This is a genomic window from Streptomyces sp. NPDC002643, assembly GCF_053592555.1.
On record NZ_JBSFVY010000048.1, the window covers coordinates 37,143 to 62,442 of the forward strand.

Annotated in this window: 24 protein-coding genes, 3 tRNA genes and 1 pseudogene; 14 read left to right on the forward strand and 14 right to left on the reverse strand. The window is 70.1% G+C overall.

Translation table 11 applies throughout. From position 1 onward, the window contains the following. Positions 1 to 221: 221 nt before the first annotated feature. The 6 genes from ACWD4G_RS41450 to ACWD4G_RS41475 all read right to left on the reverse strand — a co-directional run bounded on the left by ACWD4G_RS41450 (position 222) and on the right by ACWD4G_RS41475 (position 4,628). Positions 222 to 788, reverse strand: coding sequence for a GNAT family N-acetyltransferase (locus ACWD4G_RS41450; protein ID WP_451303148.1), 567 nt, complete (start codon positions 786 to 788; stop codon positions 222 to 224). Beyond that, the gene (locus tag ACWD4G_RS41455; protein WP_451303150.1) at positions 781 to 1,410 is read right to left on the reverse strand and encodes a lasso peptide biosynthesis B2 protein; all 630 of its coding nucleotides are present in this window, start codon (positions 1,408 to 1,410) and stop codon (positions 781 to 783) included. The genes ACWD4G_RS41450 and ACWD4G_RS41455 overlap by 8 nt, the downstream gene beginning before the upstream one ends. Continuing rightward, positions 1,407 to 3,113: an albusnodin/ikarugamycin family macrolactam cyclase gene (locus ACWD4G_RS41460; RefSeq protein WP_451303152.1), complete on the reverse strand. Its 1,707-nt coding sequence runs from the start codon at positions 3,111 to 3,113 to the stop codon at positions 1,407 to 1,409. Before ACWD4G_RS41460 ends, ACWD4G_RS41455 begins: the two co-directional genes overlap by 4 nt. Before the next feature lie 52 nt (positions 3,114 to 3,165). After that, the gene (locus ACWD4G_RS41465; protein ID WP_451303154.1) at positions 3,166 to 3,312 is read right to left on the reverse strand and encodes an albusnodin family lasso peptide; all 147 of its coding nucleotides are present in this window, start codon (positions 3,310 to 3,312) and stop codon (positions 3,166 to 3,168) included. 96 nt (positions 3,313 to 3,408) lie between these two features. Next, positions 3,409 to 3,624, reverse strand: coding sequence for a DUF397 domain-containing protein (locus tag ACWD4G_RS41470; protein ID WP_451303156.1), 216 nt, complete (start codon positions 3,622 to 3,624; stop codon positions 3,409 to 3,411). Then, a complete protein-coding gene (locus ACWD4G_RS41475; RefSeq protein WP_451303158.1) occupies positions 3,621 to 4,628 on the reverse strand; it encodes a helix-turn-helix domain-containing protein in 1,008 nt (335 codons plus the stop codon). Before ACWD4G_RS41475 ends, ACWD4G_RS41470 begins: the two co-directional genes overlap by 4 nt. Before the next feature lie 104 nt (positions 4,629 to 4,732). Here ACWD4G_RS41475 and ACWD4G_RS41480 point away from each other — a divergent pair, with 104 nt between their 5' ends. From ACWD4G_RS41480 to ACWD4G_RS41505, 6 genes are all read left to right on the forward strand, one after another. Then, positions 4,733 to 4,999: a hypothetical protein gene (locus ACWD4G_RS41480; RefSeq protein ID WP_451303160.1), complete on the forward strand. Its 267-nt coding sequence runs from the start codon at positions 4,733 to 4,735 to the stop codon at positions 4,997 to 4,999. After that, positions 4,996 to 5,166, forward strand: coding sequence for a hypothetical protein (locus tag ACWD4G_RS41485; protein ID WP_451303162.1), 171 nt, complete (start codon positions 4,996 to 4,998; stop codon positions 5,164 to 5,166). The genes ACWD4G_RS41480 and ACWD4G_RS41485 overlap by 4 nt, the downstream gene beginning before the upstream one ends. Continuing rightward, positions 5,153 to 5,416 carry a hypothetical protein gene (locus ACWD4G_RS41490; RefSeq protein ID WP_451303164.1) on the forward strand — a complete coding sequence of 88 codons (264 nt, stop codon included), beginning with the start codon at positions 5,153 to 5,155 and terminating at the stop codon, positions 5,414 to 5,416. The genes ACWD4G_RS41485 and ACWD4G_RS41490 overlap by 14 nt, the downstream gene beginning before the upstream one ends. A 70-nt stretch (positions 5,417 to 5,486) precedes the next feature. Next, on the forward strand, positions 5,487 to 6,071 hold the full coding sequence (locus ACWD4G_RS41495; protein WP_451303166.1) for a Uma2 family endonuclease: 585 nt from the start codon (positions 5,487 to 5,489) through the stop codon (positions 6,069 to 6,071). Positions 6,072 to 6,275: 204 nt separating this feature from the next. Next, positions 6,276 to 7,331 carry an ArsR/SmtB family transcription factor gene (locus ACWD4G_RS41500; RefSeq protein ID WP_451303168.1) on the forward strand — a complete coding sequence of 352 codons (1,056 nt, stop codon included), beginning with the start codon at positions 6,276 to 6,278 and terminating at the stop codon, positions 7,329 to 7,331. 92 nt (positions 7,332 to 7,423) lie between these two features. Next, on the forward strand, positions 7,424 to 7,984 hold the full coding sequence (locus tag ACWD4G_RS41505) for a L,D-transpeptidase family protein (protein WP_451303170.1): 561 nt from the start codon (positions 7,424 to 7,426) through the stop codon (positions 7,982 to 7,984). A 95-nt stretch (positions 7,985 to 8,079) separates the two neighbouring features. Here the strand turns inward: ACWD4G_RS41505 and purL are convergent, their stop codons facing one another. The 3 genes from purL to purS are packed head-to-tail and all read right to left on the reverse strand — an operon-like array spanning position 8,080 to position 11,293. After that, on the reverse strand, positions 8,080 to 10,356 hold the full coding sequence (gene purL / locus ACWD4G_RS41510; protein WP_451303172.1) for a phosphoribosylformylglycinamidine synthase subunit PurL: 2,277 nt from the start codon (positions 10,354 to 10,356) through the stop codon (positions 8,080 to 8,082). Further along, positions 10,353 to 11,033, reverse strand: a complete 681-nt coding sequence (purQ, locus tag ACWD4G_RS41515) for a phosphoribosylformylglycinamidine synthase subunit PurQ (protein ID WP_451303174.1) — start codon at positions 11,031 to 11,033, stop codon at positions 10,353 to 10,355. Before purQ ends, purL begins: the two co-directional genes overlap by 4 nt. Further along, the gene (gene purS / locus ACWD4G_RS41520) at positions 11,030 to 11,293 is read right to left on the reverse strand and encodes a phosphoribosylformylglycinamidine synthase subunit PurS (protein WP_200306228.1); all 264 of its coding nucleotides are present in this window, start codon (positions 11,291 to 11,293) and stop codon (positions 11,030 to 11,032) included. Before purS ends, purQ begins: the two co-directional genes overlap by 4 nt. Before the next feature lie 450 nt (positions 11,294 to 11,743). Between purS and ACWD4G_RS41525 the strand changes: the two genes are divergently transcribed. From ACWD4G_RS41525 to ACWD4G_RS41560, 8 genes are all read left to right on the forward strand, one after another. Then, the gene (locus tag ACWD4G_RS41525) at positions 11,744 to 12,061 is read left to right on the forward strand and encodes a histone-like nucleoid-structuring protein Lsr2 (RefSeq protein ID WP_451303176.1); all 318 of its coding nucleotides are present in this window, start codon (positions 11,744 to 11,746) and stop codon (positions 12,059 to 12,061) included. Positions 12,062 to 12,283: 222 nt separating this feature from the next. Then, a tRNA-Gly gene (locus ACWD4G_RS41530) sits at positions 12,284 to 12,355 on the forward strand. Between the two features lie 78 nt (positions 12,356 to 12,433). Beyond that, positions 12,434 to 12,506 (forward strand) — tRNA-Gly (locus ACWD4G_RS41535). A gap of 153 nt (positions 12,507 to 12,659) precedes the next feature. After that, entirely contained in the window at positions 12,660 to 13,670 is a 1,011-nt protein-coding gene (locus ACWD4G_RS41540) for an ABC transporter ATP-binding protein (protein WP_451303178.1), read from the forward strand. Positions 13,671 to 13,747: 77 nt separating this feature from the next. Continuing rightward, the gene (locus ACWD4G_RS41545) at positions 13,748 to 14,491 is read left to right on the forward strand and encodes an ABC transporter permease (protein ID WP_451303180.1); all 744 of its coding nucleotides are present in this window, start codon (positions 13,748 to 13,750) and stop codon (positions 14,489 to 14,491) included. An 85-nt stretch (positions 14,492 to 14,576) separates the two neighbouring features. Further along, complete coding sequence (locus ACWD4G_RS41550; protein WP_451303182.1) at positions 14,577 to 15,893, forward strand: sensor histidine kinase; 1,317 nt, start codon at positions 14,577 to 14,579, stop codon at positions 15,891 to 15,893. After that, positions 15,890 to 16,525, forward strand: coding sequence for a response regulator (locus ACWD4G_RS41555; RefSeq protein WP_451303184.1), 636 nt, complete (start codon positions 15,890 to 15,892; stop codon positions 16,523 to 16,525). Before ACWD4G_RS41550 ends, ACWD4G_RS41555 begins: the two co-directional genes overlap by 4 nt. Before the next feature lie 23 nt (positions 16,526 to 16,548). Beyond that, positions 16,549 to 16,621, forward strand: a tRNA-Gly gene (locus ACWD4G_RS41560). Positions 16,622 to 16,686: 65 nt separating this feature from the next. On the opposite strand, the gene ACWD4G_RS41565 is transcribed toward ACWD4G_RS41560, so the two are convergent. From ACWD4G_RS41565 to ACWD4G_RS41585, 5 genes and pseudogenes are all read right to left on the reverse strand, one after another. Beyond that, positions 16,687 to 17,586, reverse strand: coding sequence for a phosphoribosylaminoimidazolesuccinocarboxamide synthase (locus tag ACWD4G_RS41565; protein WP_451303186.1), 900 nt, complete (start codon positions 17,584 to 17,586; stop codon positions 16,687 to 16,689). A gap of 110 nt (positions 17,587 to 17,696) precedes the next feature. Beyond that, positions 17,697 to 19,409 (reverse strand): N,N-dimethylformamidase beta subunit family domain-containing protein, encoded by a 1,713-nt coding sequence (locus tag ACWD4G_RS41570; protein WP_451303188.1) that lies wholly within the window; start codon positions 19,407 to 19,409, stop codon positions 17,697 to 17,699. A gap of 194 nt (positions 19,410 to 19,603) precedes the next feature. Next, on the reverse strand, positions 19,604 to 21,604 hold the full coding sequence (locus ACWD4G_RS41575) for a hypothetical protein (protein WP_451303190.1): 2,001 nt from the start codon (positions 21,602 to 21,604) through the stop codon (positions 19,604 to 19,606). A 633-nt stretch (positions 21,605 to 22,237) separates the two neighbouring features. Continuing rightward, a complete protein-coding gene (purD, locus tag ACWD4G_RS41580; RefSeq protein ID WP_451303192.1) occupies positions 22,238 to 23,491 on the reverse strand; it encodes a phosphoribosylamine--glycine ligase in 1,254 nt (417 codons plus the stop codon). A 927-nt stretch (positions 23,492 to 24,418) separates the two neighbouring features. Beyond that, positions 24,419 to 25,300, reverse strand: a pseudogene (locus ACWD4G_RS41585) (DNA polymerase III subunit gamma and tau); the annotation flags it as partial.

Sequence of the window (25,300 nt, forward strand, 5' to 3'; positions counted from 1 at the left end):
GAGGTGTCCAGCTCGAAATCGAAGGGTTCCGGCAGGGCGAGGTGCTTACCGAAGGGCAAGGTGTGCCGGTCGACATGGTCTCCGTCCTCGGGAGCGCTGAAGAGTGAGACGGTCTGTCGTTCGCGATCGACGAGGAGAAAGAGGGGGATGCCCGCGGGCGTAGCAGCGTCGCTTGCCTTCGCGGTCGATCCACGGAGCGGTATGGACTGTGGCCGATCGTCTCAGCCGTCGATGGCTGTGGTCACGGCGGAAGGTCCGGCAAAGTCTTCGGGGAGGGCGTCCATCAGGAGTTCGTCCACCGGCTGTCCGAGCCAGTAACCGGACTTGCGCAGTCGCCCGGACTGGCGGAACCCCGCTTTCTCATAGGCCGCGATCCCGGCTTGATTGGGTTCCAGCACCTTCAGCCACACCATGCGCAGGGCTCCGAGGTGGAACGCCCAGTCGAGAGTCAGTCGGCTGGCTTCGGTCGCGTAGCCCTTGCCGCGGGCTTCCGGGGCCAGGACGATCACGAACTCGGCTGTCTGTACGAAGGTGTTGATCTGCAGCACGGTGATGCCGATGGCCGTCCGGTCCTCCAGCCGGACCACCTCGAACTGCTGGTAACGGCTGTTCCCGCGCTGTCGCTCCCACCCGGACTCGCGGACTTCCCACGCCTGCGCCCATTGGTTGCCGTATCCGAGGATCGTCCGGGCGTCGTTCTCCCAACGGTGGTAGTCGGGCAACATGTCGCGGCGCGGCATGCCCAATGCCAGGTTCTCACCGGTCAGGAGAATGTGCGGTTCACTCACGGTGGGTCTTCCTTTCGGCCCTGGTCACCGGGCCGGGTCCGTCGGGTGTGTAGGTGGCGGTGTAGAGCGCGGTGTCTGCCGGTTCTTCGACGGGTTCGCCTTCCGTGTCGGCGATCCAGGCATGCAGCCGTACCGGATCGGTGGCCACCCCGTGCCGCCACTCGGCCCGCCGCCCTGCCATCGCGAGGAGCACGGCGGCGACGGTCGACTGCTCCAGGCAGGCCCAGCGCACAGGAACGAGGCGTGAGGCCCAGCGAACCGCGCACATAGCGTAGCGGGCCTGTCGCCTTGTCGCGGGCGGAAGGGAACGGCCTGAACAGGCCAGTCGTATGAGGCGGGAGAACCGCATCTCGCGACGGCCAAGTACCCAGGCCGTCGCAGCGATGAGCACGGCGGGGACAGCTCCGACGCGCCACTGAAGCGGGATGTGAACCGGGTGTGGCAGGACTGCCGGCACCTCGATGGTTCCCCAGGAGGGAAGGGTGTCCTGGAGACGCACAACGGTCGCGCCCAGGGATGCCGCCTCCTCGGAGGCTGGGCGGAGTTCGGTGCGGCCGGTGTCGTAGTCGATGAGCACGCAGGCATGAGCGGTGAGGGCGGTCACGGTGTTGGCGCGGCTCATCGGACGCCTGCCGAGGCTGGTGTGGACCACTCGGTGACCGCCATGTTGTCGATGGCTTCCAGCCACATTTCAGTGGCAAGCGCACACAGCACTGGAGGCCAGACTGTCTGTGCGCCGAGAGCCGCCGCATGCAACGTGGCCCGCAATGGCGCGGGGTCGATGATGCCCATGGCGGCAAGGCGTCCGTCTGCGAGTCCGAGGACGCGTCGCAGGTTGATGCGTAGCCCTCGGTGGAAGTCTCCCGCGAACAGTCCCTTGGCCGCACGCTGCCGGTGCGCTTCCGGGATCACGTCGGCGAAGGCGTCGGCGAGGAGGGGTTTGTACCGGCGCGCGGAGAACCGCTCGGCGGCCGGTGCGGACACGACCGCCTGGAGTACAGCCGCGTCGAAGTAGGGATTGTGCAGCTCGATGCCCACGGAGTCGGCCAGTTGGCTGTCAGCCTGAACGGCTCGTGCCACGTTCCGGATGGATGCCACGAGCACCGTGTCGGCGTCCCCGCCCACGGGCGCGGGATCGGGCACCGGCGTCCTGAGCCACGCAGGCCGTGGACGGACCGCGCGACCGATTCGGTTCGCCTCGCCTCGAAACGCCTGCGAGATCAACGGCAGGAGGCTCTGTTTGCGCAGCCGTGCCCAGTCCGTCGCGTCGGCGACGAGGCGCAACCAGTGTCCGTTTCGGGCCAGCTGGGGCAGATGGGCAGGGGCGAGCAGAAACAAGTTGTCGCCGCCGTCGCCGGTCAGGTGACGTGCTGATCCACTTGCCGCCATCATCCGCAGTTGGGCGGAGAACATGGCCCACACACCGGTCGACGGTGCGGGCTCGTCAGTGGCCGGCAGTGGCTCGTCAGTGGCACTGAACGGAAGGTGACGGTCCTCCAGGGGGAAGTAGGTGCGGTTCAGCCTGGGTACATCCAGCGCCCGCGCGTACTGGAGGTCTCCACCCTGGGTGACACCGGACGGGTGGAGGGTCACGCCCGTGACCGGGCCGTACCGCGCCGCCAGGAGCGCCACCGTCGTCGAGTCCATGCCCGCAAGATCCGATGTGACCTGAACCCCTTCAGCACGCGCTCGCACCCCCTCGCTGAGGGCGACCCGGAGTTCCTGAAGTGCGTCCTCCAATGGGCGCTTGACCAGCGTCCACCATTCCGACAGCGATGTCTCGCCATCCGGACTCATGGTCAAGCGGCATCCAGCAGGTATGGGAGCCACTCCGCTCCACGCGCTGTGGCCGGAGGCGGGCGCGTTCTTCTCTCGCAGGAGGGAGGCGAGCCACGCGGTGTCCACACGTCCACCCGTCAGCGGAGACAGCGCGAGTGAACTCGACCCCCACACCAGCCCGCCAGGAGCGTTCACCGTGTAGAGGGGACAGGCACCGGCCGCGTCGGCCAGTACCTCGACGCTGCCTCCGTCACCCGCGCGCACGACCGTGAAAGAACCAGCCCACGAACGTACGGCCGCAGCAAGGTCGGTACTGGCTAGAGCATGGTTGATCTCAGACGCCGTTGCGGAGCACGGGCCGAACACGGCGATCCTGGCGCCTCGCTGTTCCGCTGTGCCTACCAGCCCGTGGCCCCAGTCACCGACGATCCACAACAAGGGGTCGTTCCAGAGCAGGCGGGCCTCCACCGGTACGGCAGCCGCCCTGCCCGGCGCGCATCCGCCGAACCACCGCGTTGTCATGTGCTTCACCCCGTCCCAGGCCATGAGTAGGGGGCACCTGCGCACATGTGCGGGTGCCCCTGATCGGGTCGTCGGATCAGTCGTACGGGGTCTGCTTCGACTCGGTGCTGTTGTCGTCGCTCCCCCGAGTCAGGGTGGCGGCATCACCGAGAACGATCACTGCGGGCGGGGCAAACGGGTCCGTGCTCTCCCCATCGCCAGGTGTGTCGTGCTGCTGCGACATGCGCGCTCCTCCTCTCGCTCTTGCTGATACAGGACACCTGCACTGAAGGGTGAGGCAGCCGATTTCCGCAGGCAAGAGGGCAGATCAGCCAGGCGGCTACGCCTTGATGGACGCGACGAACTCCGTGAACGCCTTTGGGGAGAGGGCGAGGGCGGGGCCAGTGGGGTTCTTGGAGTCGCGGATGGCGACGAGGTTGCGGGTGGGTATGAGGTCGGCGACTTCGAGGCAGTTGCCGCCGTTGTCTTCACTGTAGGACGCCTTGAACCATGCCTGCGCTTCGGCCAGTTCAAGGGCATTGGAGTGGGTGCTCATGACTGTTCCCATTCTCGCGCAGCCCGCTCCAGGAAGCGCTGTGTGTCCCGCGGCGAGGCTGCCTCGGCTCTCATTGCATCGAACCTACGGGTGGTCCTCCAGATTTCGGTGTCCTTGTCCGTGACGGACACCCCTTCCCAGGTATCGATGCTGACGACTGTGGGCAGCGGTTGTTCGAACTCCATGAGGACGAAGTTCTTGGTTGAGCGGTAGACAGGCTGGCTCATCGGCAGGATCTGCAGCGTCACATGCTCCAACGCGGCCAACTCAGCCAGGTGTTGGTGTTGCTCCCGCATGACCTCCACGCTGCCGTAGACCCGCACGAGCGTGGCCTCGTCCAGGATCGCATGCACCTCGACCGGCCGGTTGGTCCGCGTGATGATCTCCTTGCGCCGCAGGCGAATCTCGATGTTCCGCTCGACGAACTCGGTCGTGCGTTCTTCCACGGGCTTGGAGACCTCGAACATCGCCCGCATGTACCCCTCGGTCTGGAACAGACCGTAGATGACGTTCGGTTGATGAGCGCGAATGATCTTCGCGTCCCCTTCCAGACCAACGCTGATGTTGAACCCGGACGGCATGAACGTCCGGTACGGCGACCACCAGCCCCGGTTCAGCGAGTTCTTGTGGACGTCCAACAGGAACTCCACGTCTGCCGGGTCCGTGACGCCGTACCGGTCGAGCAGTGCCTTGAGGTCTTGCGCCTTGGGGAGGCTGGTCATCCCCTTTTCCACGCGATGCAGTGTCGACTCCGATACGCCGGTCCCGCGTACCGCCTGGCCCCTGGTCAGTCCGCGCCCGTCGCTGCCGTCCTCGGCCGGTGCTTGCTCGCGTAGCCGACGCAGCTCCTGACCGAGTTGCAGACGCCGAATCGTCGGCCCCGTCTTCGCAGCCAACATGCCCTCCTCTTCGTCGCTCGTGCCCACCAACTGAGCACCCATGCCCGGCAGATCACGCCCCGTGCCGGGCTGATCGCGGTCGGTGTTGCCAGTCTGGCACCCCATGCCCACCTCGCGCAGGGTTTTGCCGACCTCGCGGCATATACCACTTCTCGGGGGATTCCCTCGTTCGATTGCGGTGCCGTTGCCCGTTACGCGACCGTCGTCCCATGACCACTCCCCCGCGCAGACAGCGCCCCCAGACCACCGCCCCCTTCCGCGTCGGCGACCAAGTCCGCGGCACCACCTACGTCCCACCCGACCGCCACCTCCGTGAGCGGCCCGAGCCCTTTGAAGGGGTCGTCGTTCAGGTCGGGTCCGGGTATGCCGGGGTCGACGCCGAGCGTGCGTTTCTCTGGGTGCGGCTCAGCGATCACACCGAGCGGCAGTCCCTCGTCGAGGACACCGAACTCGTCGCCCGGGAGGCCCAGGCGTGAGGGCGCTGCTGCGAAGGCTCGGCCGGCGTTGGCGTACGCGGCGGGCCACGCCTCCCCCACCGGAGGTGGCTCAGCCCGAGTCGGCGGCGGCCGTGCCCGGCTGGGGCGTCTCGGCGCCGTACGTCCCCACCAACGTCACGGCGGGCCGGGGCCATGGCAGCGACTGACCCGGCGGCGGAGCCGCTCTGCACCCTCTGCGGCACCGGCCGGGCGCCCTTCCTGCGCTACGGCACCGGGGACCGTACGGGCCGTATGTGCTCGGCGTGCCTACGAACCACTCGGATCTGTGGGCGCTGTGAGTACCCCGCCGAGAAGACGGTCCCGGTGGCCGTGATCCACGGCGGCACCGGCCCCGGCCGCACGGAGTACGCCTGCCAGGGCTGCGCGGACCGGGGGAAAGGTCGCCCGAAAGTGTGATCGATGGCGAACTTCGCCTCGCTCCAACGCCCACGGGCGACACTGGCCTTCGCCTGGAAAGGGGGGCAACATGACGGTTATGGCCGAGCGCACGTCTCAGATGTCGGTGGAGGAGTTCGAAACGATCGCTTCCTCTGCTCCCGAGACCGTCACGTTGGAGTTCATCAACGGACAGATCGGGGTCAAGAAGGTGGCGGACGGAGACCACGACACGATCGTGACGTGGCTTGCGCGGCGCTGTATGCGGTCCAGGCCCGACCTGGACCTGTATCAGGGCCGAGGGCTCAAGGTCGAGTCCTACCGAGAGGGCAGAGCCAAACCGGACGCGGTGCTCACCCCCGAGGCCCACTTCGCCGGGCACGGTGAGTGGGCCGACCCCCAGGGGGCCCTCATGGTCGTCGAGGTCACCTCGTACGACTCGGACACCGACCGGCGGGACCGGCACGAAAAGCCGGCCGCGTACGGTCAGTCCGGCATCCCGCTGTACCTTCTGATCGATCGGGACTCATGCACCGTCACCGTGCACAGCGGCCCGGACCCGCTGGTCGGCGGCTATCGCGACATTCGCACCGCGAAGTTCGGCGAGACGGTGCACCTCCCCGATCCCATCGGCATCGAGCTGGACACCGAGATCCTCAAGAATTACGTCCGCTGACTCCACGTCCCTCATCGAGGCGGAAATCTCCGCAAGAGGCCGGAAGCCGGAAACGAAACGTGAACGCCCGTCGCGCCGGTTTTGGCCGCCGCTTCCCCACCCGCATGCTCGGCCCCGAACACGAGTGTCGTGTACATGGCCCAGCCGCAGGTGGCCGGGCCGCACCACAGACACACGGCACGGGACGAATGGGGGACATTCGGCGTGCTACGTATTCACTTCGGCCCGGAGGACCTCGCCCGGCTGCAGATGGCGGCGAGTCCCGATCCCCTCTGGGACATCACGCACAGCCTGCACCGGCTGCAGACCAGGACCGGACGCTGGGCCTACGCCCCCTGGTACCGCGACACCCGCGCCGCGCTGGCCGGGACCCCGCTCGGCACAGCCGTACGGAAACTGTTGCTGCCCGTACTGCCGCGAGCGGCCTACTTCCCCGACTTCCTCACCCCGCACGCGGGCGGCGAAACACTGGACGACGGTCTGTCGGCCGTCCTCGACACACCGCCCGCCCAAATACGACACGAGACGGAGAAACTCCGCCGCGTCGTCGGCGCTCCCGCCTGGGTCACCCGCCTCGCGGAGCCAGGGCCCCTGAAGGAGCTGACCTCGGTCCTCCGCGCCTACTACGAAGCGGTGATCGCCCCGCACCACGACACCATCCAGGCCCACATCGACAGCGAACGCGCCCTGCGGACACGGGCGTTCCTCGACGGCGGAGTCGACGGCCTGCTCACCGGTCTCGCACCCGGAATCCGCTGGCGGCCCCCCGTACTGGAGGTCGACTACAGCGAGGACCGCGACCTCCACCTCGACGGACGCGGACTGCGCCTGGTGCCCTCGTACTTCTGCTGGCGCGGCCCGAACTCGCTCGCCAACCCCGACCTGCCGCCCGTACTGCTCTACCCCCTGCTCCACACCCCGGCGCACGCGCCCGCGCACGCCGCCGATGACGACGCGCCCCTGGCCACCCTCCTCGGCCGGACCAGAGCCGCCGTACTGCGCGTCCTCGCCGGCGGGGCCACCACCTCCGAACTCGCCCGCATCCTCGGCATCTCCCCCGGCACCGCCACCCACCACACCACCGTGCTGCGCGACGCGGGCCTCGTCACCAGCCGCCGCAACGCCAACACCGTGCTGCACACCCTCACCCCGACCGGCGCGGCACTGCTCGGCCGTCACCGTAACCGTCCTGACCAGCGGCTTTCGACACCCATGGAAAGTCATGGCGCCGCCTCCGCGGCCACTGCGATCGTTGCGTAGCGCCGAACGAACCGGCGCCCAGCAGACCACACACGCAGGCCAAGCGCAGACCACACGCAGGCCACACGCAGATCAAAACGGGGAGTACAACCATGCGTATCCGCAGGAGCGTCGCCATCGCGGGCAGCGTTCTCGCCCTCGGGGGTTTCGTCACGGGGCTGACGCCCGCGCAGGCCGCGCCCACCGGGGCCCAGGCCACCACGTACTACTTCCAGTTCGACAAGGGCACGAACACGAACTCGCGCCTCAACCTGATCAAGGTGCAGTCGGGCAAGCAGACGAAGGTCGCCTCGTGGCGGGCCGGGTCCGGGGTCACGACGAACGAGTGCGAGAAGAACAAGGGCTGGCTGCCGAACGGCAGCTACGAGATCAAGCGGTACAACACCAACTACAACGGCTCCCTGATCAAGGGGTACGCCTTCCAGCTGAACGACAAGACGTGCAAGAACGGCTCAACGGTCCGCACCGAACTCTTCATCCACAGCGAGATGAAGCAGGACGGCAACGCGGGCAACACCGAGCCCACCCGCTGGGACGGCAACAGCGACTACAAGTCGGCCGGCTGCATCAAGTTGAAGCCGTCGGACATCCGCAGCGTCTACAAGAAGGCCAAGAGCGTGGGCTTCCCCCGGACGCTCAAGGTCGTCAGCTGACCCGTACAGAGAGGTGAAGGCCACCGCCTCAGGTCCACATGGGATACCTGGAGCGGCGGCCTTCGCCGTCGTATGACCGGTGCTTGGACCGGCGCTTACGCCAGCAGCGCCGGGATCGTGCCCTCGTGGGCCTCGCGCAGCTCGGCCAGGGTGAGGCTGAACTCGCCCTGGATGTCGACCACCGCGTTTGAATCGGACACCGTACCGTCCACGACACCGATACGCGTGACCGGGAGGCCCCGCGCACCGCACATGTCGTTGAAGCGGACCTCCTCGGAGCGGGGCACGGCCACGACCGCGCGGCCCGCCGACTCCGAGAGCAGGAAGGTGAACGCGTCCAGGCCGTCGGGGACGATCAGACGCGCGCCCTTGCCGCCCAGCAGCGCCGACTCGACCACGGCCTGGATCAGACCGCCGTCGGACAGGTCGTGCGCGGAGTCGATCATTCCGTCGCGGGAGGCCGAGATCAGGATCTCGGCGAGCAGACGCTCACGCTCCAGGTCGACCTGCGGGGGCAGACCGCCCAGGTGGTCGTGGACGACCTGCGACCAGGCCGAACCGCCGAACTCCTCGCGGGTGTCACCGAGGAGGTAGAGCAGCTGGCCCTCCTCCTGGAACGCGACCGGCGTGCGCCGGGCCACGTCGTCGATGACGCCGAGCACCGCCACGACCGGGGTCGGGTGGATCGCCGCCTCGCCGGTCTGGTTGTAGAGGGAGACGTTGCCGCCCGTGACCGGGGTGCCCAGCTGCTGGCAGGCGTCCGCCAGACCGCGTACGGCCTCCGCGAACTGCCACATCACCGCCGGGTCCTCGGGCGAGCCGAAGTTCAGGCAGTCGGAGACGGCCAGCGGCTTCGCGCCCGTCGTCGCCACGTTCCGGTACGCCTCCGCCAGCGCCAGCTGCGCGCCCGTGTACGGGTCGAGCTTGGCGTAGCGGCCGTTGCCGTCCGTCGCGATCGCGACGCCGAGGCCGGTCGACTCGTCGATGCGGATCATGCCGGAGTCCTCCGGCTGGGCCAGCACCGTGTTGCCCTGCACGAAGTGGTCGTACTGGGAGGTGATCCACTGCTTCGACGCCTGGTTGGGGGAGGCCACCAGCTTCAGGATCTGCTCGCGCAGCTCCTCGGAGGTCTCCGGCCTGGGCAGCTTGTTCGCGTCGTCCGCCTGGAGCGCGTCCTGCCAGGACGGGCGGGCGTACGGGCGCTCGTAGGTCGGGCCCTCGTGGGCGACCGTGCGCGGGTCGACGTCGACGATCTTGCCGCCGTGCCAGAAGATCTCCAGACGGTCGCCGTCCGTCACCTCACCGATGACCGTGGCGATGACGTCCCACTTGTCGCAGATCTCCAGGAAACGGTCGACCTTCTCCGGCTCCACGACCGCGCACATGCGTTCCTGCGACTCGCTCATGAGGATTTCCTCGGGCGAGAGCGTCGAGTCGCGGAGCGGGACGTCGTCCAGGGTGACGCGCATACCGCCGGAGCCGTTCGAGGCAAGCTCGGACGTGGCGCAGGAGAGTCCGGCCGCGCCGAGGTCCTGGATGCCGACGACCAGCTTCTCCTTGAAGGCTTCGAGCGTGCACTCGATGAGCAGCTTCTCCTGGAAGGGGTCGCCGACCTGGACCGCCGGGCGCTTCGACGGCTTGGCGTCGTCGAAGGTCTCGGAGGCGAGAATCGAGGCTCCGCCGATGCCGTCGCCGCCCGTGCGGGCCCCGTACAGGATGACCTTGTTGCCCGCGCCGGACGCCTTCGCGAGGTGGATGTCCTCGTGCCGCATCACACCGATGCAACCGGCGTTGACCAGCGGGTTCCCCTGGTAGCAGGCGTCGAAGACGACCTCGCCGCCGATGTTGGGCAGGCCCAGGCAGTTGCCGTAGCCGCCGATGCCGGCGACGACACCCGGCAGGACGCGCTTGGTGTCGGGGTGGTCGGCCGCGCCGAAGCGCAGGGGGTCCACGACCGCGACCGGGCGCGCGCCCATCGCGATGATGTCGCGGACGATGCCGCCGACACCCGTGGCCGCGCCCTGGTAGGGCTCCACGTAGGAGGGGTGGTTGTGCGACTCGACCTTGAAGGTGACCGCGTAGCCCTGGCCGACGTCGACGACGCCCGCGTTCTCGCCGATACCGACGAGCAGGGCCTCGGACTCGGGGGCCTTCTCGCCGAACTGGCGGAGGTGGACCTTCGAGGACTTGTACGAGCAGTGCTCGGACCACATGACGGAGTACATGGCCAGCTCCGCACCGGTGGGGCGGCGGCCGAGGATCTCGACGACCCTCTCGTACTCGTCCTTCTTCAGGCCGAGTTCGGCCCAGGGCAGCTCGACGTCGGGGGTCGCGGCCGCGTGCTCGACCGTGTCCAGAGGCGTCCGGCTCATGCGCCCACCAGCTTCTTGAGGATCGAGGTGAAGAAGGGGAGGCCGTCGGTGCGGCCCGTGCCGATGAGCGATTCGACCGCGTGCTCGGGGTGCGGCATCAGGCCCACGACGTTTCCGGCCTCGTTGGTGACGCCGGCGATGTCCCGCAGCGACCCGTTCGGGTTCCAGCCCAGGTACCGGAACACGACCCGGCCCTCGGCCTCCAGCTTGTCGAGGGTGTACTCGTCGGCGACGTACTGCCCGTCGTTGTTCTTCAGCGGGACGCTGATCTCCTGCCCGGCGGCGTAGTCGCTGGTCCAGCTGGTCGTGGCGTTCTCCACGCGCAGCTTCTGGTCCCGGCAGATGAAGTGCAGATGGTTGTTGCGCAGCATCGTGCCCGGCAGCAGATGGGCCTCGGTGAGGATCTGGAAGCCGTTGCAGATACCGAGGACCGGGAGGCCGGACTTCGCCTGCTCGATGACCGTGCCCATCACCGGCGAGAAGCGGGAGATGGCACCGGCGCGCAGATAGTCGCCGTAGGAGAAACCACCGGGGAGCACGACGGCGTCGACCTGCTTGAGGTCCTTGTCCTTGTGCCAGAGGGCCACGGGCTCCGCGCCCGCGAGCCGGATCGCGCGCTGGGTGTCCCGGTCGTCGAGACTTCCCGGAAAAGTGACGACGCCAATACGAGCGGTCACTTCGCCGCCTCCGCGACTTCCTCGACCTTGACGGTGAAGTCCTCGATCACGGTGTTCGCGAGGAAGGATTCCGCCAGTTCATGGATGCGGGCGAGCGCGGCGTCGTCCACCGGTCCGTCAACTTCCAGTTCGAATCGCTTTCCCTGACGTACGTCGGAGACGCCCTCGAAACCGAGGCGCGGCAGCGCACGCTGCACCGCCTGGCCCTGGGGGTCGAGGATCTCCGGCTTGAGCATGACGTCGACTACGACGCGTGCCACTGGCACTCCCGGTGTTGTGGTGCTGAGCAGGTTTCCTAGCAGGTGTCATCCCACAGGTGGTCTTCAGACTACCCGCACAAAATTTCTACGCGGGTAGATTCGTAGGAAAGCACCAGGCAATGCGGGTGATCAGCGGAGACCGGCCGAGATCAGCGAAGATCGGCGGCGTATCGCCCATGTTCGGCAACGTTCCGCGAGGAAGGCGTCACGATCCGGTATCGGAACGGGTATCGAGTGATCCTCTTCGTGAAAAGTTACGGAAAGATCCTCGAACCCTATTGCGCGACGGACACGCGGGCGGATTAAGTCTGTCTTCACATTGCAATGCCGAGCCCTGTACAAATGAATTGGCAATAGCCGATACTTTGCCCAAATAACAGCCGGACAACGGACATCCCCCAGACGTATGGGCACGTCACGGAGAGATGTCGCACGAAGGGACCGATATTCGTGGCGCAGCGTGTCGTGGTCACTCTCTCCGACGACATCGACGGCTCGGAAGCGGCGGAGACGCTCACCTTCGGACTCGACGGCAAGTCGTACGAGATCGACCTCAACGAAGCCAATGCCAAGAAACTGCGTAAGGCGCTCGCGCCGTACGTGGAAGCCGGCCGCAAGCGGTCGAAGTCGGGCAAGGCGTACAAGCAGACGCAGGTCGCCCCCGACCCGGCGGCCGTCCGCGCCTGGGCACAGGCCAACAAGATGGAGGTCCCGGCGCGCGGGCGCATCCCGAAGAGGGTCTACGAGGCGTTCACCGCGGCGCAGTGAGCTGATGGCTCCGGTGGGCCTGGGGCACGGTGGGCCGAGGGGCGTGCGAGGTGAGGGGCGACCGTCGCGTGAGGTGAGGGGCCGAAGGCCGTCTGAGGTGAAGGGCCGACGGCCGGTCATCCTCCCCTCCGGACAACCGACTTGCGTTGCACCCCTCCTGGTCGGCTAAAGTCTGGAGCACGCCGAGGGGCAAGGCCGAAAGGCCCGGCTCACCGGAGTCACGCGGGTGTAGTTCAGTAGTAGAACACCCCCCTTCCAGGGGGGAGGCGCAGTGTGCAATTCCTGTCACCCGCTCTGATCGCTTACCGAGCATCCTTCCGGATCAGGTAAAGTGGTCTCCGCGCCGATCGGTGGGAGCCGGTCGGAGGCAATGCGGACGTAGCTCAGTTGGTAGAGCGCAACCTTGCCAAGGTTGAGGTCGCGAGTTCGAGCCTCGTCGTCCGCTCTTGAAAGAAGACCCCGGTCCACTGGACCGGGGTTTTCTCATGCCCCGGATGCCTCCCTGACATCAGGGTTTCGCGCGGCCCTGACATTTGTCATGCCGAGTCATGACAGCGCGCACCTGCCGCCCTGCCCATACCGCTGGGACGCTGAACGCATGAAAACGAACGGGCACGAGGGCGTGAACAGTCACGATCACGAGAATGTGATCGAGGTCACCGACCTCCGGCGCGTATACGGGGGCGGTTTCGAAGCCGTACGGGGGGTCACCTTCTCCGTCGGCAAGGGGGAACTCTTCGCACTGCTGGGCACCAACGGCGCGGGCAAGACCTCGACGGTCGAGCTGCTGGAGGGGCTCGCGCCGCCCTCCGGGGGGCGCGTGCGGGTACTCGGGCACGACCCCTACGGGGAGCGGGGCGCCGTACGGCCCCGGATCGGCGTGATGCTGCAGGAGGGCGGCTTCCCCTCCGAGCTGACCGTGAGCGAGACGGTACGGATGTGGGCCGGCTGCACGAGCGGGGCCCGGCCCATCGGGGAGGCGCTGGAGCTCGTGGGGCTCGGGAGGCGGGCCGGCGTACGGGTCAAACAGTTGTCCGGAGGTGAGAAGCGGCGGCTCGATCTGGCGCTGGCGCTGCTCGGGCGGCCCGAGGTGCTGTTCCTGGACGAGCCGACGACCGGACTCGACGCACAGGGCCGCCAGGACACCTGGGAGCTGGTACGGGAGTTGCGCGACGGGGGTACGACCGTGCTGCTCACCACGCACTACCTGGAGGAGGCGGAGGACCTGGCCGACCGGCTGGCCATCCTCCACGAAGGCAGCGTCGCCGCGACCGGCACCCCGGCCGAGGTGACCGCCTCCCAGCCGTCCCGGATCTCCTTCGACCTGCCCGACGGCTACTTCCTCGGCGACCTGCCGCCCCTCGGCGAACTGGGCGTCACCGGGCACGAGGTGAACGGGCGCGCGGTGGTGCTGCGCACGCGGGAACTCCAGCGGGCGGCCACCGGGCTGCTGATGTGGGCCGAGCGGGCCCGCGTCGAACTGGCGCGGCTGGAGGTGCGGTCGGCCTCGCTGGAGGAGGCGTTCCTGCGGATCGCCAAGGAGAGCGCGGGCGTTGAGGCCCGTAAGGGCGAGCACAAGGGTGAGCACAAGGAAGGGGTGGCCGCGTGAGCGCCGTCACGTCCACGTCGTACGACGGTTCTACGGGTCCTACAGGTCCTACGGGTCCTACGACCGTGAAGAGCCGTATGGCCGCCCTCGCTCGGGCCGAGGTGACGTTGCTGGGGCGGAGCCGGGCCACGCTGGTCACGGCGTTGTTCATTCCCTTGGTGCTGCCGTTCAGTGTGCGGTCGGTGACCGAGGAGATGGACCTGGAGGGGGCGGGGCTGAACGCCGGGACGGTGATCCTGCCGGCCGGCATCGGCTTCGCGCTGCTCTTCGCGGTCTACACCTCCCTCACCAACGTCTATGTCGTACGCCGTGAGGAACTCGTCCTCAAGCGGCTGCGCACGGGCGAGCTGCGCGACCCGGAGATCCTGGTCGGGGCGTCGCTGCCCGCCGTCGGGATCGGGCTCGGCCAGTGTGTGCTGCTGACGATCGGCTGCACGGTGCTGCTCGACATGGGCGCCCCGAAGGCGGCCCATCTCGCCGTGCTGGGTGTGCTGTTGGGCATCGTGCTGTGCGTGGCCCTGGCGGCGGTCACGGCCGCGTTCAGCCGTACCGCCGAGAGCGCCCAAGTGACCTCGCTGCCGGTGGTGTTCGTGTCGGCCCTCGCCTCCGGGATCACCGTCCCGCTGGAGGTCCTGCCCGAACGGGCCGCCGGCATCTGCGAGTTGCTGCCGCTGTCCCCCGCCGTCACCCTGGTGCGCGGCGGCTGGACCGGTGACCTGAGCGCGTACGAGGCCCTGGGCGCCTTCGCGACCGGCCTGGCCTGGACCGTACTCGCGGTGTTTGCTGTACGGCGGTGGTTCCGTTGGGAACCGCGCCGATGAGGGGACATCGGTGAGGATCGGTGGATGACGGATCGGTCGACTGAGGGCCGGTCGATGGGCGTCGGTCGATGAGGGGAGTTGGGGGATGCGGGGGCCGGTCGCCATCTGGCGGGCCAAGACCACGCCGGCGAAGGTGGAGACGTACACGCGGTGGTCGTTCTACTCGTTCCCGGTGCTTGAGGTCGGGACATTCGGGGTGCAGCTCTTCGGGCAGGTGGCGCTGGAGCAGGCGATCTGGGTGTTCGCACTGATGTGCGTACACGGCGTGCTCGGCGTACTGACCGCAGTGCGGGCGCTCGACTGGGTGCGCGGCACCCGCGAACAGCCCATCCGGCTGATGTGGGCGGTCGGAGTGGTCGGCATGTCGATCGGGGTCGCCGCGTTCGTGCTGATCAAACGCGGGGTCGACGACGAGGCGGCCACCGCACTGGGCGCGGTGTTCGGGGGTGTGCTGGTCTTCGGCATCGGGATGATCACGCTCGGCATCCGTCGGCGTCGGAGCGCGCTGTACCTGATCGCCTGCCACACGGCGGGCTCCGGGGTGCTGGGCCTCTTCCTGGAGGGCAGCACGGCCACGGCGCTGGTCTCGGCGATCGCCATGCTGGCCGCCACCTCGCTCTTCGCCTTCACCTCCGTCTTCTCCGTCTGGCTGATCAAGGCCGTCTACGAACTCGACGAGGCCCGCGAGACCCGCGCCCGCCTCGCCGTCGCCGAGGAACGGCTCCGCTTCGGGCGCGATCTGCACGATGTGATCGGCCGCAACCTCGCGGTGATCGCGCTGAAGAGCGAACTGGCCATCCAGCTCGCCCGCCGCGAACGGCCGGAAGCGGTCGAGCAGATGACCGAGGTCCAGCGGATCGCCCAGGAGTCCCAGCGTGAGGTGCGGGAGGTCGTACGGGGGTATCGCGAGGCCGACCTGCGCGTCGAACTCGCCGGTGCGCAGGGGGTGTTGGAGGCCGCCGGGATCGACTGCTCGGTCGACGGCGACGACACGGCGGAGCTGCCGGGCGACGTACAGTCCGCGCTCGCCTGGGTGGTGCGCGAGGGGACGACCAATGTGCTGCGGCACGGGAACACCGGGCAGTGCGCGGTGTCCCTCCGGGTGACGGCGGGCGAGGTGGTGCTGACCTTGGAGAACGATGTGGAGAACGGTGCCGTGGACGACGTGGTGAGGGGAGAGGCCGAGGGGGCGGGGTCCGGGCTGTCCGGGCTGCGGGAGCGGCTGGCGGTCGTGGACGGGGTCCTGGCGGCGGGGGCGGTGGACGGGGGCGCGTTCCGGGTGGTGGCCACGGTGCCGTTGGCTTCGGGGGGTGCGCGTTCGGTGAGGGCGCGTGGAACTGGGGGCGCGCACGGCGCCGGGGTGGCGCGGGGCGGCGGGGTCGTACGCGGGGCCGCGTCATGAGCGGCGTAACGGAGGCCGCCGGGCAGCCCGTGCGACTGCTGCTCGCCGATGACGAGCATCTGATTCGGGGAGCGCTGGCCGCGCTGCTGGCCTTGGAGGACGATCTGGTCGTGGTCGCGGAGGCGGCCAGTGGGCCGGAGGCGCTGGCCATGGCGCGGGCGCATCGGCCGGATGTGGCGGTGCTGGATCTGCAGATGCCGGGGGCCGACGGTGTGAGGGTGGCCACATCGCTGCGGACGGAACTGCCTGGCTGCCGGGTGCTGATCGTCACCGGTCATGGCCGCCCCGGACATCTGAAGCGGGCGCTTGAGGCAGGTGTGCGAGGGTTCGTCCCCAAGACCGTCAGCGCACAGCGGCTCGCCGAGATCATCCGTACGGTGCACGCGGGAAACCGTTACGTCGACCCCGAGTTGGCGGCCGACGCGATCTCCTCCGGGGACTCGCCGCTGACCGCGCGTGAGGCCGAGGTGCTGGAGCTGGCCGCCGACGGGGCGCCCGTCACGGAGATCGCCGAGCGGGCCGCGCTGTCGCCCGGGACCGTACGGAACTATCTCTCGTCGGCCGTCTCCAAACTCGGCGTGGAGAACCGGCACGCGGCAGCACGGCTCGCACGGGAGCGAGGTTGGGTATAGTTGCTCTCGCGCCACGGCGCAGTGCGGACGTAGCTCAGTTGGTAGAGCGCAACCTTGCCAAGGTTGAGGTCGCGAGTTCGAGCCTCGTCGTCCGCTCTTGCTTCAGTCATAGAAGAAAGATGAAGGCCCCGGTCCGGTGGACCGGGGCCTCATCCGTGCCCTCAGCTCCAGGCCAGGCCCGTCAGGCGCTCGTACGCCTCGATGTACTTGGCGCGGGTGGCGGCCACGACCTGCTCCGGCAGCGGCGGCGGGGGCTGCTCGCTCTTGCGGTCCCAGCCGGACTCCGCCGAGGTCAGCCAGTCGCGGACGAACTGCTTGTCGTACGAGGGCTGCGCGTGTCCCGGCTCCCACTGGTCGGCCGGCCAGAAGCGGGAGGAGTCGGGGGTGAGGACCTCGTCGGCGAGGACGAGGCTGTCGTTCTCGTAGCCGAACTCGAACTTGGTGTCGGCCAGGATGATCCCCCGGTCACGGGCGATGTCCCGGGCCCGGCCGTACACGGCGAGGGTGAGCTGGCGCAGCTGGGCGGCGGTCTCCGCGCCGACCTGGCGGGCCACCTCCTCGTACGACACGTTCTCGTCGTGCTCGCCGACAGCGGCCTTGGTGGCCGGGGTGAAGATCGGCGCGGGCAGCTCCGAGCCGTCGACCAGGCCCTCGGGGAGGGCGAGGCCGCAGACCGTACGGGAGTCGTTGTACTCCACCAGGCCCGAGCCGGTGAGATAGCCGCGGGCCACGGCCTCCACCGGGACCATCCGCAGGGACTTGCAGATCAGGGTGCGGCCCGCCCAGTCGGCGGGGGCGCCCGGCGGGAGTTCGGTGCCGAGGACGTGGTTCGGGACCAGGTCGGCGAGCTGTTCGAACCACCAGAGCGAGAGCTGCGTCAGGACCCGGCCCTTGTCGGGGATCTCCGTCGGCAGCACCCAGTCGAACGCGGACAGTCGGTCGCTGGCGACCATCACGAGGTCGCCCGCCTCGTTCTGGTACAGCTCGCGCACCTTGCCGGTGTGCAGATGCACCAGGCCCGGAACCTGAAGAGGCTCGGGCTTTTCTACGAATCCGGACACGGTTCCTCCCCGTGGTGATGACCAAGTGGGTCGATTGTCCCGCATGGGGAGGGTCGGTCTTGGTCAGGGGTTGGATCGGGGGCGGTGGGTGTGTTTCGCGCCGGGTGTGGTCAGTCACGTTTGCAGATGCGGTCCAGGAGGTTGGCCGTGGCGCGTTGGATACGGGTGTCCACATGGCCGGGGCGGTCCAGGGCCGGGGACCAGGCGAACGTTCCGGATGCGAAGACCCAGGCGCCGGAGGGGGCCCGGTAGAGGGAGGTCTCCTGGTGGCGGACGGCGTCGCCCTTGCCGTAGCGGTACGGGGAGTGGGCGAGGAGGATACGGCCCTGGTGCTCGGGGAGCGGGGTGCGCGGGTAGTAGCGGTCGGCCTCGCCGGCGACCATGCCGTCCAGTTCGTCTCCCTCGTGGGCTCCGGTGGCGTCCCAGAGCCAGTGGTCGGCGTTGCGCACGACCAGGGGGTGGGGTTCGGGGACCCGGCCCTCGTACTGGATGCCCATCAACTGCTGCTCGGGGCGGTCGACTTCGCGCCACAGCGCGGGTTTTCCGGGACCCCGGCGTTTTCGGCAGGTCAGGAGGCGGTCGGGGACACCGGACGGGGACGGGCTCAACTCCACCTGCCAGTACATGGTGTTGGAGGAGAGGAAGACGAGCGAGGTGCCGGTGTCGCGGGCCAGCTCGGCGGTGCGGCGCATCGGCTGGGACCAGTATTCGTCGTGGCCCGGGAAGATCAGCCCCCGGTAGCGGGTGGGGTCGACGCGGCCCGAGTGCAGATCGCGGGCGTCGGCGTAGGCGAGGTCGTAGCCGTAGCGCTCGGCCCAGCGGATGACGTCGTAGGCGTGGCCGACGTGGAGGGGGAGGCCGGCACCGGCGTACGGGCGGTCGAACGAGACGGTGGTGGCCGCGTCGGACTCCCCGAGCAACCGGCCGTCCTCGTCCCAGGCGTGGTAGAGGCTGGCGCCGGTGCGGCCGTCCTCCGGATAGAGGTTGTACGCCTGCCAGGTCACGTCCGGGAGGAGGAGCAGCAGGTCCGCCGGGCGGTCGTCGCGGATGGTGAACGGGACGTGGGAGCGGTAGCCGTCGGCGGTGGTGAGGACGGCTACGTAGGCGCCGACGTTCCAGAAGCTGGGGATCTGCAGCCGCCAGGAGAGCCACCAGTGGTGGCAGGAGACCGTGCGGTCGGCGGTGAGGGGCGGGGGCTGGACGATGCCGGAGAGGCGGGGGCTGGTGGTGATCTTCGCGGCGCCGTCGCCCGCGTAGTGGCCGATGCGGTAGATGTCGACGCCGAATTCCTGGGGCGGGTCCACGGTGATGTGGAAGTCGATGGACTCGCCGGGCGCGGCGGCGCCGGTGGCCGTGAAGCCCTTGATCTGCCGGTGCACGTCGTCGGCGGAGCGGGGGCCCGGGCCCGGGGCGGAGCGGGGGGCCGGGACGCGGGGGGTGTCCGTGGCCGTGGCGGTGGCTGTGGCCGTGGCCGTGGCCGTGCGGCCGCCGGGGGACGGGTCGACGTACCAGGGGACCACCTGGCCGGTGTCGTCGAAGTACGTCACATTGCCTCGCAGCCAGGGGACGGGGCCCTGCCCGAAGGGGTCGGACACGGCGTGGGCGAGGGCGCCGGATTCCCAGCGGGGGGTGTGGGGGGGCTGGGGGGCAGTGGGGATGGTGGGGGTTGGGTCGTGGGGGTGGTCCGTTCGGTGTGTGTGATGGGTGTTGTCGGTGTGATGGGTGTTGTCGGTGTGATGGGTGTGGTGTGCGCTGTCAGTGTGGTCCGCGCGGTCCGCGTTGTGGTCCGTTCGGTGCGAGCGGTCTGAGCGCTCCGAGCTCATGAGTTCTCCCCTCCCTCGTGCCCCCCGTGAGCTGTCGCAAGTCCCTGCATAAGTACGCGATCGGTCCCAGCACATCACATTACGCACGCACTCCATCACCGTTCGTTGTTATTTGACGGGACTGGAGCGGGAGTGGAACAGAAAGCTCCGGATGGGGAGTTGATGGCCGTTGCCGTTCTCCCTCGTCGGAGCGGTCAGACCAGACGGACCGGTTTCTCCGGGCGGACGCCGAGTCGGCGGAGCCAGTCGCGCAGGGGGGTGGGGTCGCCGTCCTCGACGAGGGTGAGGACTCCGGGGGCGAGGTCGGCGGCCCGCTCGCCGGCGATCAGGAGGGAGGGGCCGTCCAGCCAGTCGAGGCCGGGGACCGCTCCGGCCGTGTCCATCGCGGCGCAGCAGACCATCGCGGTGACGTGCTCGGCCAGCAGCTCGCGGCCGGTACGCGGTGGCTGCATCGGGAACAGGGGCAGTACGCCGTCATCCCACAGCGCCCGGTCCGGGCCCTGCGCGTCGGAGCCCGGGCCGGAGCCTGCGGTGCCGGTGCCGCCGCGAGCGGTGGCGGGGGCCGCCGCCTCCTCCTGGGCCAGCTCAGCGGTGATCGCGGCGGCCAGGGCGGCGGCGCGGGCGTTGGCGAGGCCGGGTTCGTCGTCGGCGGGGGCGGTGTGCGCGAGGGCGGAACCGCCAGCGGTGAAATGGCCCTGTTCGTCGTCGTCGGGGGCGGTGGGGTCGCCGGGGGCCGATATGCCCTGTGGATGTGGCCCGGGCCCGTCGTGCGGCTCGGGGGGGTGGTGGGTGTCCGGGAGGGTCAGGTGGTTCAGTACGCGGGACAGGGTCGGGCCGCCGGTGGCCGGGCCGGGGGTGTCCGGGTCCGTGTCCGGGGTGTGGCGTACGCCGAGGGTGTCCAGGACCCGGTGGAGGCGGGCCGCGTCGGTGCGCCATTTGCGGTCGACCACCTCGTCCGGGTACTTGTGCCAGTCCACCGGGGCCCAGTCGGGGCCGGATTCCGCTGGGCCGCCGTGGAAGAGGCGGGCGGCCAGCAGGGACGCCGCCCCGTCGACGGTGCCCGGCTCTTCGAGCAGGTCGCAGGCGGGGCGCTCGCCGAGCCGGGAGGCGAAGCCCTCGGCGAGACGGTCGCGGCGTGACAGCTCCGTGAGCGCGGCGACGACACCCGCGTCGAGACGGGACGGCCAGCGGCCCATCCGCCAGGCGGGCAGCGCGACCCGGGTGAGGAGACGGTCCCAGCCCGCGTAGGCCAGGCCCACCTGCTCCTGGGCGACGATCCGCAGCCCGTAATCCACAGCCTGTGCACGCTCGGCCGCGGCCGCGGCGACGCCCCGCTCCATCTCCGCCGCGTGCTCCCGGCAGCCGCGCAGCAGCAGCCGCGTGACCCAGCCGACGCCGGCGAACACCGTACGCACCAGGGGGCCGTGGGTCGGCGCCGAGGCGACCGCCACGGCCGCGTCCAGCCCCCGTACGAAACGGCGGGCCGCGGCTATGTCCGGGTGCGCCGACGGGCCCGTACCCGCGACGACCGGTGCCAGCACCGCCCGTAGCTCGCCGACCCGCATCCACCACAGGAAGGGTGAGCCGATGACCAGTACGGGGGTGGCCGGGGTGCGGTGGCGTCGTGAGGACGACAGTCCGGACAGCCCTCGTACGCCGGCCATCTCATCCATCTCGTCCATCCCGTCCTCGTGGGGCGCGTCGCTCCCGCCGTCACCGGCCCTCCCGCCGGCACCGGCCGGGGACTGGCCCCGCGACGTGGTGGACGGAGGGGCGTGGGACGGGTGGGTGCGGTCCTCCAGCCAACTGTCGCAGTCGGGGGTCAGGGCTATCGCGGAGGGCGGGGGGACGTCGAGGCGGTCGGCGAGGTCGCGGACGAGGCGGTACAGGTCGGGGGCGGCCTCCTCGGTGATCGGGACGGTGGGGCTGACGGCCGGGCGGGCGCGGGCGACGACGAGCGCGATGCCGGTGGCGGCGAGCAGGACGGCGGCGGCGAGGACGGAGACGACCCAGGTGGCCATGGACCAGGCGGGGCCCGTGAAGTGGCCGGTGGAACCGCCGGTCAGCAGCACGACGGCGACGGCCGCGGGCAGCAGGGCCACGGCCAGCGCCCGGCTGCGGACGCGCAGCACGGCGAGAGCCCGGGAGCGCGCGGCCTGCGCGCCCGCCTCCTCACCACCAGCCATACCGGTCACGACCCGATGTCACCCCCTGCTGTCCCGTGCGGCGTGTGCCGCGACGACCGGTCGTCACAGTGGTCGCCGCCGACTGCCCTGGCGTTGCTCACTCCCCCACTGTGGCACCCACCACTGACATCGCAATGCCGGTGGGCCAAGTGCCGGAACGCTTGCGCCGCACCATAGTTGGGGCCTCGGCCGTCGTCAGCCGTATGGCGCATCGGTCACTCGATGGAATGGCTTTGGGTAGAGGTGAAGGACACCGGACAGGATCGGGCCCCGGTTTCCACCGCTGTTCCCCAGGGGTTCCCGGCGCCTGCCGAGAGGGTTCCTGGGGTCCGTCGAAGGATTCCGGGGCCTGGGTGTCGTACCCGTCGGGGGTGGTCCGCAACCGGGTGCGGGGACGGGGGCGGTTGGGCGGGGTCGCGCGGGCGGGGCGGGCGTGTGCGTTCGCGCGGGTGCGTGCGTCGTGCGGGGTGGGTGGAGGCGCGGGCGTGTGGGGGTGTTTTGGGGGTGGCGGGGCCTTGAGGGAGCGCGCTGGGGACGGGTTGGAGGCGGGGGGGCGTGTGGGGCGGCGTGCGCCTTGGGAGCAGGGTCCGCCCGCCCCCAGGTCACGCCTTGGCGCCGTCGCCTCTTCGGTCCCGCCGGTGGTCAGGCCTCTGCCGCTGCCTTCGCCGCGATGTCCGTACGGTGCTGGGAACCGTCGAGGCTGATGCGGGCGATGGCGGTGTACGCGCGGTCGCGGGCCTCGGTGAGGTTCTTGCCGGTGGCCGTGACGGAGAGGACGCGGCCGCCGGCGCTGACCACGGTGTCGCCGTCGCGCTTGGTGCCGGCGTGCAGCACGTACGCGTGCGGGGCGTCCTCGGCGGCCACCTCGGCGAGGCCGGTGATGGGGTCGCCGGTGCGCGGGGTGCCGGGGTAGTTGTGCGAGGCCACGACCACGGTGACGGCCGCGTCGTCGCTCCAGCGGAGGGGTTCGAGGTCGGCGAGGGTGCCCTTGGCGGACGCGAGGAGGACACCGGCGAGCGGCGTCCTGAGGCGGGCCAGCACAACCTGGGTCTCGGGGTCGCCGAAGCGCGCGTTGAACTCGATCACCCGTACGCCACGGCTGGTGATCGCGAGCCCCGCGTACAGCAGGCCGGAGAAGGGGGTGCCACGGCGGCGCATCTCGTCGACGGTCGGCTGCAGAACCGACTGGAGCACCTCCTCGACCAGCTTGGGGTCGGCCCACGGGAGCGGGGAGTACGCGCCCATGCCGCCGGTGTTCGGGCCCTCGTCGCCGTCGAGGGCGCGCTTGAAGTCCTGGGCGGGCTGGAGGGGGAGGACCGTCTCGCCGTCGGTGATCGCGAAGAGGGAGACCTCGGGGCCGTCGAGGAACTCCTCGATGACGACCCGGCCGCACGCGAGCGCGTGCTCACGCGCCTTGTCCAGGTCCGAGGTCACGACGACACCCTTGCCGGCCGCCAGTCCGTCGTCCTTCACGACGTACGGGGCACCGAAGGCGTCGAGGGCCTCGTCGATCTCCTCCGCGGTCGTGCACACGTACGACCGGGCGGTGGGGACGCCGGCTCCCGCCATGACCTCCTTCGCGAAGGCCTTGGAGCCCTCCAACTGGGCGGCCTCCTTGGAGGGGCCGAACACCGGAATGCCCGCTTCGCGCACGGCGTCGGCGACACCGGCGACCAGCGGGGCCTCCGGGCCCACGACCACCAGGTCGGCCTCCAGCCGGGTGGCCAGGGCGGTCACGGCGGCGCCGTCCAGCGCGTCGACCGAGTGCAACTCGGCCACCTCCGCGATGCCCGCGTTGCCGGGCGCGCAGTGGAGCGCGGTGACGTCGGAGTCGAGGGACAGAGAGCGGCACAGCGCGTGCTCACGAGCACCGCTACCGATGACGAGGACCTTCACGGGGCCAGCCTAACCGGCGGAGCGGGGTGCCTTTGTAGAGGCTTCCGAGGGGTGGGACGGGGTGGGGTTGTAGAGACTTCCGAGAGGTGGGACGGGGTGGGGTTGTGGGATCGCATGAATGGGGTAGGGCTGCCGCACTGCCGCTGGGGGACCCCGGCGGCTGACGCCGGCTGACGCTGGGGCACCCCGGCGGCTGACGCCGGCTGACGCTGGGGCACCCCGGCGGCTGACGCCGGCTGACGCTGGGGCACCGGGCGGTCCGGCCGGGGCCGGCCTTGGGCGGGGCTTCAGCCCGCGCTGGCCTTGGCCGGGGATTCAGCCATGCCGGCCGTGGCCGGGGTTTCACTTGCCGGCGTTCGCAGGGGGCCGCCTGCGCCCACCCTCCTCCACGCTCGGCTTCGCTCGCGCGGGCGGTACCCCCATCGCCCCAGCGGCACGATTGCCCGGAGGGGGTGAGGAACACGATTGCCCGGAGGGGGATGAGGAACACAGTTGCCCGCAGGAAGTGGGGAAGAGGTGTACCTCACTCGGACCCGAGGCCGGGTGCCATGGCCGCTCGCTCCCACCTCCGGCGGGGGCGGCCCCACGGGGACCCACTCCCTCGTCCAACTGGGCTGACCTCACGCGGGGACCGTCCCCCACCTTCCGCCAGGATCGGCCCCACGCAGATCGCTCCCAGCTCCGCCAGGCCCAGGTTTTCCCCAGGCCCAGGGGCTCCCCAGGCCCGGCATCCCCGAGGCCGGCCCCGTGTGGACCGTTTCCACCTCCGCCGGGGCTGGCCCCACGGACGGCTTCCAACACCACCGGGGCCGCCCCCGCCTTCGCCGGGACTGACCCTGCGGGGACCGCCGCCGCAGGGACCGGTCTTCCCAGGGACCGGCTTCACCGGGGCCAGTCACACTGACCCCGCTCGGTCTCCCCGGCTCGCTATTCGTTGGCGATCTCCTCCACCACCGTCGCGCCCAGTTCGCGGACGATCAGTTCGTGGCCGGAGAGGGCGGACTCGTCGAGGTCGGGGTCGTCCTCCTCCGGGATGTCGTCCTCGGGGGCGACCGGAGGGGGCTCCGGGGCCGGGGGCGGTGTGGTGGGCGGTGCTGCGGTGGGTCGGGCGGCCGGGGTCGGCTGTTGGGGTGCGGCCTGGGTGGAGGCCGATGGTGCGGGGGCCGGTGCCGACTGGTGGGGTGTGGTGGGGCGGGCCGCCGGGGCTGCGGTCGCGGCCGGGGAGCCGCCGCCGTAACCGCCGCCTCCACCCGCGCCGTAACCTCCGCCGCCTCCGCCGTAGCCGCCGCCCGGAGCGCCGTAGCCGCCGGGGGCTCCCCCACCGCCGTAGCCGCCTGCGGCCGGAGCGGGTGAGCCGTAACCGCCGGGGGCGCCCGATGACGGGCCGCCGGAGCCGCCGCCCGATGTGTCGACGATCGCCTCGATCTTCCAGTTCACATTGAACTGCTCGGTGAGCGCGGCCTTCAGGACGTCCTCGCTGCCGCTGCTCGCGAAGTTGTCGCGCGCGCCCGCGTTGACGAAGCCGAGTTGCAGGGTGGTGCCGTCGAAACCGGCCACATGGGCGTTCTGGCTGAGCAGAATCCAGGTGAAGCGGCGACGGTTCTTGACCGCCTCCAGGACGTTCGGCCACAGCACGCGGGGGTCGAGGCCGCCGGGGGCGGGGTTGTGGGCGGCGGGGGCGGGTGCCGTCTGAGGGCTCGGGCCGGGGCCGGCGGCGTGCGCGCCCGCCGGCGGGGACGCGGGCGCGTGACCGCCCTGACCGCCGGGTGCGGGACCGCCGCCGCCGGCGGGTGCGGCCGTGGGCCAGCC